This window comes from Agrococcus sp. AC640b (genome assembly GCF_979255995.1).
The window spans coordinates 38561-50476 of sequence record NZ_CEEDMM010000005.1 but is presented as its reverse complement, the minus strand read 5'-3'; the positions used below and the strand labels follow the sequence as shown (position 1 = coordinate 50476).

Here is an 11916-nt window from a genome sequence, read left to right as displayed (position 1 = left end):
GCCAAGGCCCCCGACCGCGTCGCGGTCGGGGGCCTTCGTTCGCGCTGCGGCTAGTAGAGCAGCGTCGTGAGCCTGCGACGCGCCTGCGCGACGCGCGGGTCGTCGGCGCCGACGATCTCGAAGAGGTCGACCAGGCGCAGACGCACGTCGGTGCGCTCGGCGCCCGTCGTCGCCGCGACGAGGTCGAGCAGGCGCGCGAACGCGTCGTCGACGTGGCCGCCGGAGACGTCGAGGTCGGCGACGAGCATCTGCGCAGCGACGTCGTCCGGCGCATCGGCCGCGGCCTGACGGATGCCGTCGGCGGTCGTGCCCTGCAGGCGCTCGAGCAGTCGCACGTTGGCGAGGCCCGCGACGGCGTCGCCGTCGCGCGGGTTCGCGACGATGGCGCGCTCGTAGGCGTCGATGGCCGCTGCGAGGTCGCCGCGGTCGAGGGCGTCATGCGCCTCCTGATGCAGCGGCGGCAGCGGCGCCTCCTCGGGCTCCCCAGGCGCATCGCCGGCGTCGCCGACCGGCATGCGTCCCGTGATGCCCTCCTGCGCGGCGAAGGCGAGCACCTGCTCGAGCACGTCCTGCACCTGCGCCTCGGGGATCGCACCCGTGAACAGCGCGGCCGGGCGCCCGCCGATGACGGCGGCGACCGTCGGGATCGACTGCGCCTGGAACGCCTGCACGAGCTGCGGGTTCTGGTCGGCGTCGACCTTCGCGAGCACGATGCGGCCCGCGTAGGCCGTGACGAGGCGCTCGAGGATGGGGGTGAGCTGCTTGCACGGCCCGCACCACTCGGCCCAGATGTCGATGACGACCGGGACCGTCTTCGACAGCTCGAGGATCTGCGGGAAGTCGGCGTCGCTGACGTCGACGATCACGCCGACGCCGCCCTGCGGCGCTGCATCGCCACCTGCCTGCGCCTGCTGCTGCGGCGCGGCGGGGCGCGCGTGGCGCGCCGCGAGCCCGGACAGGTCGACGGCTCCGGCCATCGACGGGGGCAGACGATCGGTCATCCCTGGACCTCCTGGACGTCGAGCAGCGACTGGGCGAAGCCGACGAGCATGAGGGGCTGCTGCTCCTCACCCTCCCTGCTGGCCGGCGGCACGTAGAAGAGCGCCTGGATCTGGTACGTCACCGACAGGCCGGTCTCGGACTGGTCGACGGGCGAGAGCACCGACACGGCGCCGCCCGGCGGGCTCACCGTGACGCCCTCCTCCTTCGGCGTGTACGTGGTCGTCTCGGTGAACGACGTCGCGACGTACGCGCCGCCATCGGCATCGGCGACGAGCGTCACGGGCGCCTGGTCGTCCTCGGCGGTCGCGAACGTGATGTTCGCGTTCGCGCCGGTGTCGGCCGTGATGAGGCCCTGCTTGTACTCGTAGCCGATCGACGACTGCAGGTCGTCGTTGTCGGCGGGGAACGTCGCGGCGCTCGACGAGCTCGGGCCGTTGACGAGCACGTCGCCGTAGGCGGCGGCGATCGAGTCGGGGGCGACCTCCAGCAGCGGCGTGTTCGCCGGCAGCCCCGGCGCGCCGACGTCGGCCGACGCACCCGTGAGCTGCGTGCCCGACTGCAGCCGGTACTGGTAGACGAGGCGGTAGTCGTCGCGTGGGCTCTCCTGCACGAACACGAGCGCCGACTGCGCCTGGGTCGTGTCCTGCCAGGCGACGACCGCGAGCACGGAGCGCGGCCACGTCTCGCTCTGCTGCGGCAGCAGCAGCTGGATGTCGCCGTCCGGGATGCCGGTGGCGGCGGCGACGGTGGCGTCCTGCGCACGCACCTCGTAGTTGATGGTGCGCGCCTCGAGCTGCGGGCCGCCGAGACGCTCCGCGGCGATCGTCGCGTCGAGTGCGGCGTCGGCCTCGGCGACGACCTCGCGCGTGTCGGCGAGGATGCGGTCGAACTGGCGCACGGTGACGGCCGCGGGCGGCAGCGTGTCCTCGAGGCTCGTGGGCTCCGGCGTGCCGGACGGGCTCGCCGAGGGCTGCGCGACGTCGGGCCAGTACTGCGGGCCGCAGCCGGTGAGCAGCGCGGCGCCCATGGCGATGGGCACGACGAGTCGCATGCGACGCAGCACCGCCCGTCGCTGCGGTGCGGCACGGTGCTCGGTGCGTCGTGCATCGCGGTCTGCGGCGTCGCCTGCCGGCGCGTCGTCCGTGGCCGTCTCGCCGTCGGCCGGCGCGGCGTCCGCTGCCGGGCGATCGGGTGCGGGGCCGTCGGCGTCGCCAGGCTCCGGCGTGCGTGCCTCGATCGCCTCCTGCGGCTGCGCGACCGGCAGGCCACGTCTCGCGCCGCGCTGGATCTCGCGCTGCTCGCGTCGCGACGGCGCAGGCGACAGGCGTCGCTGCGGCCCTCGATGCCTGCGGTGCCTGCGCACCGCGAGCAGCAGCAGCACGAGCGCGAGCGCCGCGAGCACGAAGCCTGCGGTCATGAGCGGGCCGAACAGCGGCATCGAGCGCTCGTTCGGCCAGTCGACGCGCACGTCGCTCGGAGCGGCGGCCGTGCCGTCGGAGACGATGGCGACGGAGTAGTCCAGCGGCGCGGCGAGCTCGAGCGAGATCTCGCCCTCGCCCGTCACCTCCTGCACCCACAGATCGCTGCCTGCGATCGCCGGCACGGTGGCCTCGCCGCCGGTCACGACGTCGAGCGCGAGCTCCTCGTCCTCCACGACGACGATGGAGTGGTCGCCGTTGCCGACCCATCCGAGCACGTCGCTCGTACGCCCCACGACGGCCGTGATCGGTCCGTCGCCTGCGACCGTGATGGTCTGCCTGCCGTCGTTCGTGGCGAGCACGTCGCCGCCGAGCACGACCACGGGCGTCTCGACGGGCTCCTGGAGCTGCCAGGCGATCGTCTCGGGCGGTGCCCAGATCGTGCGCTGGCCGATGGCGAGCGCGAAGCAGGCCAGGGCGAGCACGAGGCTCACGCCCGAGAGCAGGTATCGCATGCAGGTTCCCTCCGCGCGGCGACGAGTCCGTCGAGCCGCGGCGTCCGACCATCCAGGGTACCCGAGCCGCCACCGGCCTGGCCACCCAGCGCTGCGCAGCAGTGCAGCATGTGCGCCCTATGCTGGCCGGATGAGGGTCAAGGGTGCGTTCCAGATCGGTCTGCTCGGCGGGCTCGGCGTGCTGCTGGCCATCGCCATCGCCGGCGCGGTCGGCCAGATCTCGTCGGTGCTCGTCTACGCGTTCGCAGCCATCTTCCTCGCGCTCGGCATCGATCCGATCGTGCAGTTCCTGGTACGGCGACGCTTTCCCAGGTGGCTCGCCGTCCTCACGGTCATCGTCGTGATCCTCGGCGCGTTCGCCGGCATCGTCCTCATCGTCGTGCCGGCGATCGTCGACCAGTTCTCGGCCCTCATCACCGGTCTCGTCGCCGCCTTCCAGGCGGGCCTGCTCGAGGACGTGCTCGAGTGGGCGCAGACGACCTTCCCCGGCATCGACTGGCAGGGCATGATCGACGACACCCTGCGTGCGCTGCAGGACCCCGACACGTACGCGTCGCTGCCCCCGCAGCTCGGCGGCATCGTGACGAGCGTGATCGGCGCCGTCGGCGCGACCGCCGCCGCGCTCTTCGGCGGCTTCATCATCTTCGTGCTCATGCTCTACTTCATGGGCTCGCTGCCATCGCTGAAGTCCGCGATGTACCGGCTCGTGCCCGCCTCGCAGCGCCCGACCTTCATCCGCATCGCGGAGGAGATCATGTCGGCGATCGGCAAGTTCGTCACCGGGCAGTTCCTGCTGGGCCTCACGAACGGCATCCTGTCGTTCATCATGCTGTCGATCGTCGGGTCGGAGCTCGCGGTCGTCTACGCCTTCCTCGCGTTCCTCGCGTCGACGATCCCGCTCGTGGGCACCATCACGGCATCCGTGACGATCTCGCTGCTGGTGCTGCTGCTCGACGGCCCGCAGACGGCGCTGCCCGTCGCGATCTACTACGCCTGCTACATGCAGTTCGAGGCGTACGTGCTGAGCCCGCAGATCATGAACCGCGCCGTGAAGGTGCCGGGCGTCGTCGTCGTGCTCGCCGCGCTCACCGGTGGCACGCTCCTCGGCATCCTCGGCGCGCTCGTCGCCATCCCGGTCGCGGCAGCGATCCAGCTCATCCTCAAGGAGGTCGTCATCCCCAGGCAGGATGCGCTCTAGCGTCGCCTAGGGCTCTGCTGCCCGGTCGAGACGGCGAACCGGCTCAGGCGACCCTCCAGCACGCACCGTGCCAGTGCCTGCGATCCTCGACGGCGCGGTCGCCGAAGAGGCTGTCGGCACGCCACACGACCACGTGCGCCGTTCCGGGCTCGACGAGCAGCTCGCAGCCCGGGCAGCGGTAGGGCTTCTGCGCGTGCGTCGCGCTCATGGGCTGCACGTTCCACGCGAACCCCATGCGCGTCTCCGTGCGCAGGGCGCCCAGCATGATGCGGTCGACGTCGAGCGGCACGTGCTCGACCGGTCGCCGCCGCTGCCTGCGCCCGGCCACGACCTCAGTACCAGCCGACGGACTGGGAGTGCGCCCAGGCGCCGCACGGCGTGCCGTAGCGCCCGGAGATGTAGCCGAGGCCCCAGGTGATCTGGGTGGCAGGGTTCGTCTGCCAGTCGGCGCCCGCCGTGGCCATCTTCGAGCCGGGCAGCGACTGCGGGATGCCGTAGGCGCCGCTCGAGACGTTGTGGGCGTACACGTTCCAGTTGGACTCGCGCTGCCACAGGTTGTACAGGCACTGGTACTGGTCGTCGCCCCAGCCCCGCGCGAGCACCATGTCGCGGGCGATCGCCTGGGCGGAGCCCGGGTTGGGCGCCGCAGCCGCTGGCAGCGCGATCGACGGCGCCGCCTGCGACGACCCAGCCGCCGCCTGCGTCGCGGTGGGCGTCGGAGTCGGCGTGGGCGTCGGAGTCGGGCTCTCGACGACGAGGTCGTCGCGCGTGACGGACTCGCCCGCGCCGGTCACCTCGTCGATGCCCTGGTCGAGGCGGCGCTCGCTCGCGAGCCCGCCGTCCTCCGCGTACGTCGCGACGCTCGGATCGACGAGCGAGACGGCCACGAAGGCGCTGGCGACGACGAGCGCTGCGATCGACACGATGCCGCGTGTGCGGGTGCGTCGCGCGGGGGCGTCGGTACGAGAGAACATGGGGAACGAGCCTATCACGGAACGGTAACGGCCCAGCGGGCGCGGGTGAGCGGCTGCGCGCGGTCAGCGCACGGCGAGCATGAGCGAGACGACCGAGTCGAGGACGAGATCGACCTGGTCCTCGTCGTAGCCGCCGCGCTGCGCGGCGAACTGCACCGTGCGCACCTCGCGAGGGGTGATCTCGGGGCCGTCCTCGAGATAGTCGGCCAGACGCGCGGCGAAGGCGTCGACCTCGGCGACCCGGTAGCCCTTCGCGAGCGCTCCGACGCGTCGGAACCGCTCCCCGTCGGCGCGCTTGAGCCGCGCGAGCGTCTCCTCGGCCTGCGCGCGGATGCCCTCGAAGAAGGCCGCCTCGCCGTTGGAGGCGATGCCGCGATCGCGCTCGCGGTTCGCGAACGCCTCCTCGAGCCGCTCGAGGGCCGCGTCGACGTGCGCAGGCGAGTAGCCCGACTTCGCCAGCGCGAACGACGCCTGCCGGATCTGCGAGGAGTCGAGCGCGGTCGGCGAGTCGCTCGCGTAGGCGCGGCGTGCATCCTCGAGGAAGTCCTCGACCTGCTCGATGTCGTAGCCGAGCTGCCCACGGCGGACCTTGGGGAAGGTGGCGCTCATGCCTCGCATCCTCTCACGATGCACGTGCCTCGCCAGGCGTCGACGAACGTCACAGCGACGCGAGCCTCGCGATCTCGTACAGCGCGTACATCACGACCGCGCTCGGCAGGCTCGAGTCGAGGCGGTCGAGGAAGCCGCCGTGGCCGGGCAGGAACGTGCCGATGTCCTTGATGCCGAGGTCGCGCTTGATGAGCGACTCCGCGAGGTCGCCGACCGTCGAGGTCGCGAGGATCGCGACGCCGATGATCGCGCCGTACCACCAGGGCACGTCGAGGGCGAGGATCCCGTAGCCGATGCCGACGCCGATCACGAGCACGCCTGCGCCCGCGAACCCCTCCCATGTCTTGCCGGGGCTGATGCGCGGCGCGAGCTTCGTGCGACCGAAGAGCACGCCGGATGCGAGCGCCCCCGTGTCGTTCACGATCGCGAGGGCGAGGAATCCGAGCGTCCACCACTCTCCGCCAGGCTGCGACGTGAGCAGCACGGCGAACGCGCCGAGCAGGCCGCAGTAGGCGATGCAGAAGGCGCTGGCTGCGATGTCGGTCGCGACGGCGCGGGCTCCCGTGCGCGTCGACGGCATGATCGCCGCCTCCGCGAGCCGGTACAGGGCGATGATCGCCATCGCGGCGAGCGTGCCGTACCAGAGCCCCGTGCCGCCGAAGAACCAGGTGACGACGAGCAGGCCGATGCCGAGCAGGACGAGCGGGATGCGCGGCACGTCACGGCCCGCGAAGCGCAGCGCGCTCGCGAGCTCGTACAGCGTGAACGCCACGAGGACGCTCGCGAAGACGACGAAGAGCCCCTTGAGCAGCAGCAGGCTCGCCAGCAGCAGCACGCCGAGCACGACGCCCAGCCCGATGGCGACGGGCAGGTTGCGACCGGCGCGCGCGTTGGCGCGCTCGTTCGCCGCCTCGATCTGCTCGCGAGCCGCGAGGATCTGTGCCTGGATCTGCGCCTCGATCCGATGCGCGTCGCGCTCAGCCACGCGTGCCTCCGTCTGCCTGGTCGCTCAGACCTCGAGCAGCTCGGCTTCCTTCTTCTTGAGGGCCTCGTCGATCTGGTCGACGGCGCCCTTCGTGGCGGTCTCGAGCTCCTTCTCGGCGCGGGCGATCTCGTCGTCGCCCACCTCGCCCGTGAGGGCGTCGAGGTCGCTCTTCGCCGAGCGACGCACGTTGCGGATCGCCACGCGGGCGGTCTCGGCCTTGTCGCGCACGATCTTCACGTAGTCCTTGCGGCGGTCGGCCGTGAGCTCCGGCATCGTGATGCGGATGATCTGGCCGTCGTTGTTCGGCGACGCGCCCAGGTGCGGCGCGGCGACGATGGCCTTCTCGATGTCCTTGAGCGCCGACTTGTCGAACGGCGTGATGACGAGCACGCGCGCCTCGGGCTGCTGGAACCCCGCGAGCTGCACGAGCGGCGTCGGGGTGCCGTAGTACTCCACGAGCAGCTTCTGGAACAGCGAGGGGTTCGCACGCCCCGCCGAGACCGTCGCGAAGTCGTCCTTCGCGACCTCGATCGACTGGGTCATCTTGTCCTTGGCCTCTGCCAGCACGTCGCTGATCATGGCGCCTCCATCCATTCGCTTCAGTCTAGGTGCGTGGGTCAGCCGTGGACGACGGTGCCGAGGCGCTCGCCGCGGATGGCGCGCGCGATGGCGTCGCCCTCCATGCCGAACACGAGCATCGGCATCGCGTTGTCCATGCAGAGGCTGAACGCCGTCGCATCGACGATCTTGAGGCCGCGCACGAGGGCCTCCTGGTAGGTGATGTCGTCGATGCGGGTCGCCGTCGGATCCTTCTTCGGATCCGCGGTGTACACGCCGTCGACGCCGTTCTTCGCCACGAGCACCTCGTCGGCGCCGATCTCGAGCGCTCGCTGCGCCGCGACGGTGTCGGTCGAGAAGTACGGCAGGCCGGCGCCTGCGCCGAAGATCACGACCCGGCCCTTCTCCATGTGGCGCTCGGCGCGCAGCGGGATGTAGGGCTCGGCGACCTGCGTCATCTGGATCGCCGACTGCACGCGCGTCGACGTGCCGGCCTGCTCGAGGAAGTCCTGCAGCGCGAGCGCGTTCATCACGGTGCCGAGCATGCCCATGTAGTCGGCGCGTCCACGGTCCATGCCGCGCTGCGACAGCTCCGCGCCGCGGAAGAAGTTGCCACCGCCGACGACGATCGCGACCTCGACGTCCTGCGCGGCATCCGCGATCTGCGCGGCCACCTCCTGCACGACGTCGGGGTTGACGCCGAGCGAGCCGCCGCCGAACGCCTCTCCCGAGAGCTTGAGGAGGACTCGCCTGCGGCGGGTGGGTGCGGCGTCGGTCATGCGTGCTCCGTCGTGTCGTGCGTCGTCCAGGCCGCCTTCGACCCTACCGTCCTCGCATGGGCGAGGCCCGCCTCACGCGACCGGTGGCACGGCGAGCCACGCGGGTGGATGCACGTGACGTGCGAGCTGCAGCGCGAGCTCGCCGTCGATGGGGACGTCGACGTGCACGAGGTGGTCGTCGAACACGACGATGCGCGTGTCGTCGGCGAGCGCGACGATGCCGCCGGCGCCGTCGTTCGTCGATCCCTGCAGGCGCGTGCCGTCGACCCCGGCGGCTGCGTCGGCGAGCAGCTGCTCACGAGCGTCGGGCGCGACCTCCTCCCACCACAGGGCGCGCTCGTAGCCGCTGGCCTCGTTCGCGTGGCACACGACCGCGCCGCCGGAGGCGACGGTCTCCGACGACGCGAGGTCGTGCCGGGACGCGAGGTCGAGACCCTCCGCGGGCACGGGCAGCATCGACTCGCAGCGCTGATCGACCGGCGCCACCGCCGCGAGTCCGGCTCCGATCGCAGCCGGCACGGGCGCGGCGACGTCCGTGGGGATCCAGGGAGCGTCGACGTACAGCTCCCAGCCGGGCCCCACGACCCAGGTCTTCGCGTGGATGCCGCCCGGGGCCTCGAACGGGATCTGCAGCTGCTGCGCCTCCGGGATGCCGGGCACGGACGTGAGCGCGAGGTCGGTCCCCGGCGGCTGGGAGGCCTCCCCGCGGTCGCCGAACGCTGCGAGCGACGCGAGCCGCGCCTGGGTGCCGGCCGGGTCGAACTCGAGGTAGCCGATCTCGAACCGCGTGCCATCGGCCGCCTCGAGCACGCAGGAGACCGACCGGATGGGGTCGACGGGCGCGAGCTCCGCATCCAGGGATGCCTCGCTCGGCCAGTCGCCGACGCGCGGGCTGAAGGCGGCGACCTCGTACGGCGCCGACGCCGCCATCCGGTCGCGGATCTCGGGGGCCAGCACCGACAGGCAGTCGACGGCGACGTCGAACCTGCTGAGCGGCGCTGGCGTCGGGCTCGGCGTCTGCGACGCGGACGGCGACGCCGATGGCGGCGGCGACGGGGTCGGCTCCTGCGTGGCAGCCGTGCAGGCGACGAGCGTGCACGCCAGGAGCGCGCAGAGCGCTGCGACGGCGCTTCGGGGTCGAGATGGGAACACGGGGCCTCCTGGTCGTCCCGTCATGTCCGGCACGCACCTCGCGGTGACACGAGGAAGGGGGCCGGACGATGTCCGACCCCCTTCGCGAGCATGCTCCGCTGGCTGGCTACGCGCCGACCTTGAAGCGTGCGAACGACTGCACGTCGACGCCGGCGGCCGCGAGGACCTTGCCGACGGTCTGCTTGTTGTCGCGTGCGTAGTCCTGGTCGACGAGGACGATCTGCTTGAAGAAGCCCGTGAGGCGTCCCTCGATGATCTTCGGCAGGGCAGCCTCGGGCTTGCCCTCGCCGAGCGCGATCTCGGTGACGAGGGCGCGCTCCTTCTCGACCTGCTCGGCCGGCACGTCGTCGCGGGTGACGACGGTCGGGTCGAACATGGCGATGTGCTGCGCGACTGCGCGAGCGGTGTCGGCGTCGTCACCCGTGAAGGCGACGACGACGCCGACCTGCGGGGGCAGGTCCTTGCTCGTGCGGTGCAGGTACGTCGCGAAGGCGTCGCCCGTGAGGGTCGTGACCTTCAGCAGCTCGATCTTCTCGCCGATCGTCGCTGCCTGCTGCTCGATGAGCTCGCGCACCGTGAGGCCGTCCGCGGGAGCGGCGAGCCCCTCCTCCACCGACGAGGCGCCAGCGGCGGCGACCGCCGCCACGACCTTGTCGGCGAGCGCGATGAACTTGTCGTTCTTCGCGACGAAGTCCGTCTCGCAGCCGAGCTGGATGAGCGTGATCGAGCCCTCGCCCTCCGAGACGGCCACGAGGCCCTCGCTCGTGGTGCGGTCGGCACGCTTCGCGTTGCCCTTCGCACCCTTGAGGCGCAGGATCTCGGTCGCCTTCTCGACGTCGCCACCGGCCTCCTCGAGGGCGGCCTTGGTGTCGGACATGCCGGTGCCCAGCTGCTCGCGCAGCGCCTTGAGGTCAGCGATGTTGACTGCCATGTGGTGACTCGTCCTTACTGCTTGGCGGACGCGGTGGCGTCCTCGGTCTCGGTGGCGGCTGCGGCGTCGGCGGGCGTCGCCTCGACGGCTGCCTCCTCGGCTGCGGGCTCCTCGGCTGCTGCCTCCTCGGCGGCGGGCTCCTCGGTCGCTGCTGCGGCCTCGGGCTCTGCTGCCTCGGTCGTCTCGGCTGCTGCCTCGGTGGTCTCGGCGGCGGCCTCGGCCTCCGTCGACGCCTCCTCGGCTGCCGGCTCGGTCGCTGCGGCCTCGGCCTGCTCGGCGACGACGTCCGTGGCCTCGGGTGCCGCGGCGCCCTCGGTCACGAGCAGCTCGCGCTCCCACTCGGCCATCGGCTCTGCGGCCTCGTCGGACGAGCCCTGGTGGCGCTCCATGAGGCCCTCGGCTGCGGCGTCGGCGATGATCTTCGTCAGCAGGCCGACGGAGCGGATCGCGTCGTCGTTGCCGGGGATCGGGAACTGCACATCGTCGGGGTCGCAGTTCGTGTCGAGGATGGCGATGACCGGGATGCCCAGCTTCTTCGCCTCGTCGACCGCGAGGTGCTCCTTGTTGGTGTCGACGATCCAGATCGCCGACGGCGTGCGCTGGAGGTTGCGGATGCCGCCGAGCGACTTCTGCAGCTTCGTGAGCTCGCGCTGCTTGAGGAGGAGCTCCTTCTTCGTGAAGCCCGAGCCGGCGACGTTCTCGTAGTCGATCTCCTCGAGCTCCTTCATGCGCGTGAGGCGCTTGGAGACCGTCTGGAAGTTCGTGAGGAGGCCACCGAGCCACCGCTGGTTCACGTAGGGCTGGTTGACGCGGGTCGCCTGCTCGGCGATCTGCTCCTGCGCCTGCTTCTTCGTGCCGACGAAGAGGATCGAGCCGCCGCGCGACACGGTCTCCTTGACGAAGTCGTACGCCTTGTCGATGTAGGCGAGCGACTGCTGGAGGTCGATGATGTAGATGCCGGAGCGCTCCGTGAAGATGAAGCGCTTCATCTTGGGGTTCCAGCGACGGGTCTGGTGCCCGAAGTGGACGCCGCTGTCGAGCAGCTGGCGAGTGGTGACGACGGCCATGAGCCATCTCCTGGTTCTGTTGCGGTTCGTCGGAGCGGTCGGCGACCGCTCCCCTGGCGTCCCGCGCAGCACCCGCCGGCAGAGCCGGACCGTGGGGGCTGTCGCGTTCGCGGACGCGCGAAGTCACCCCCGACACGGGGATGCTCCGGCAATGCTACACGGTGCCGGCCTCGCCGCGACGCGGTTCGCCGCTCCCCCACACCGTGCGCGCCTCCCCAGGCCGCCCGGCGCCGTGCGCGTGCCGGAGGCCGATGCAGCAGGGTGCTCGCATGCTCCGCAGCCGCCTCGCCGTCGTCATCGCGTCCGTGCTCGCGATCTCCTCGGCCCCCGCGCCGGCCGCCGTCGTGCCCCGCGCGCTCGAGCGGTCGTTCGCGTGGCCCGTGCCGCAGTCGGAGGTGCTGCGAGCGTTCGCCGCACCGGCGTCGGCCTGGGGCGCCGGGCACCGCGGCATCGACGTCGCCGCGGTGCCCGGCACGGTCGTGACCGCGCCGGCCGCTGGCACCGTGACGTTCGCAGGCGTCGTCGTCGACCGACCCGTCGTGACGATCCGCATGGACGGCGTCGCGTGGGAGGTGCTCGCGACGGTCGAGCCGGTCGATCCTGCCGTCGTCGCCGGCGACGTCGTGGAGCGCGGGCAGCCCATCGGGGTGCTCCTCGGCGGGCACCGCCCGTGCGGCGCGTGCATCCACCTCGGCGTCCGCATCGACGACGCGTACGTCAACCCGATG

Annotated in this window: 12 protein-coding genes and 1 pseudogene; 2 read left to right on the top strand and 11 right to left on the bottom strand. The window is 71.8% G+C overall.

Annotated elements, in window-relative coordinates:
• Positions 1-50: 50 nt before the first annotated feature.
• On the bottom strand, positions 51-1001 hold the full coding sequence (locus ACZ6H8_RS03250) for a tetratricopeptide repeat protein (protein WP_464144402.1): 951 nt from the start codon (positions 999-1001) through the stop codon (positions 51-53).
• Entirely contained in the window at positions 998-2935 is a 1938-nt protein-coding gene (locus tag ACZ6H8_RS03245; protein WP_464144399.1) for a DUF8094 domain-containing protein, read from the bottom strand. Before ACZ6H8_RS03245 ends, ACZ6H8_RS03250 begins: the two co-directional genes overlap by 4 nt.
• Before the next feature lie 130 nt (positions 2936-3065).
• On the opposite strand from ACZ6H8_RS03245, the gene ACZ6H8_RS03240 reads away from it, so the two are divergent.
• Positions 3066-4133, top strand: coding sequence for an AI-2E family transporter (locus tag ACZ6H8_RS03240; protein WP_464144397.1), 1068 nt, complete (start codon positions 3066-3068; stop codon positions 4131-4133).
• Between the two features lie 43 nt (positions 4134-4176).
• On the opposite strand, the gene ACZ6H8_RS03235 is transcribed toward ACZ6H8_RS03240, so the two are convergent.
• The 9 genes from ACZ6H8_RS03235 to rpsB form a co-directional block, all read right to left on the bottom strand.
• Positions 4177-4461 carry a hypothetical protein gene (locus tag ACZ6H8_RS03235; protein ID WP_464144395.1) on the bottom strand — a complete coding sequence of 95 codons (285 nt, stop codon included), beginning with the start codon at positions 4459-4461 and terminating at the stop codon, positions 4177-4179.
• A 4-nt stretch (positions 4462-4465) separates the two neighbouring features.
• Positions 4466-5107 carry an aggregation-promoting factor C-terminal-like domain-containing protein gene (locus ACZ6H8_RS03230; RefSeq protein ID WP_464144392.1) on the bottom strand — a complete coding sequence of 214 codons (642 nt, stop codon included), beginning with the start codon at positions 5105-5107 and terminating at the stop codon, positions 4466-4468.
• 63 nt (positions 5108-5170) lie between these two features.
• A complete protein-coding gene (locus tag ACZ6H8_RS03225; RefSeq protein ID WP_464144389.1) occupies positions 5171-5716 on the bottom strand; it encodes a DivIVA domain-containing protein in 546 nt (181 codons plus the stop codon).
• 49 nt (positions 5717-5765) lie between these two features.
• Positions 5766-6701: a phosphatidate cytidylyltransferase gene (locus tag ACZ6H8_RS03220; protein WP_464144386.1), complete on the bottom strand. Its 936-nt coding sequence runs from the start codon at positions 6699-6701 to the stop codon at positions 5766-5768.
• A 24-nt stretch (positions 6702-6725) separates the two neighbouring features.
• Entirely contained in the window at positions 6726-7280 is a 555-nt protein-coding gene (gene frr, locus ACZ6H8_RS03215; RefSeq protein WP_464144383.1) for a ribosome recycling factor, read from the bottom strand.
• 38 nt (positions 7281-7318) lie between these two features.
• Entirely contained in the window at positions 7319-8038 is a 720-nt protein-coding gene (gene pyrH / locus ACZ6H8_RS03210; protein WP_464144381.1) for a UMP kinase, read from the bottom strand.
• Positions 8039-8110: 72 nt separating this feature from the next.
• A complete protein-coding gene (locus ACZ6H8_RS03205; protein ID WP_464144377.1) occupies positions 8111-9190 on the bottom strand; it encodes a hypothetical protein in 1080 nt (359 codons plus the stop codon).
• Between the two features lie 106 nt (positions 9191-9296).
• A complete protein-coding gene (tsf, locus tag ACZ6H8_RS03200) occupies positions 9297-10121 on the bottom strand; it encodes a translation elongation factor Ts (protein WP_464144375.1) in 825 nt (274 codons plus the stop codon).
• Positions 10122-10135: 14 nt separating this feature from the next.
• Positions 10136-11188, bottom strand: a complete 1053-nt coding sequence (rpsB, locus tag ACZ6H8_RS03195; RefSeq protein WP_464144372.1) for a 30S ribosomal protein S2 — start codon at positions 11186-11188, stop codon at positions 10136-10138.
• A 140-nt stretch (positions 11189-11328) separates the two neighbouring features.
• Here rpsB and ACZ6H8_RS03190 point away from each other — a divergent pair.
• Positions 11329-11901: pseudogene (locus ACZ6H8_RS03190) on the top strand (peptidoglycan DD-metalloendopeptidase family protein); the annotation flags it as partial.
• Between the last annotated feature and the right edge of the window lie 15 nt (positions 11902-11916).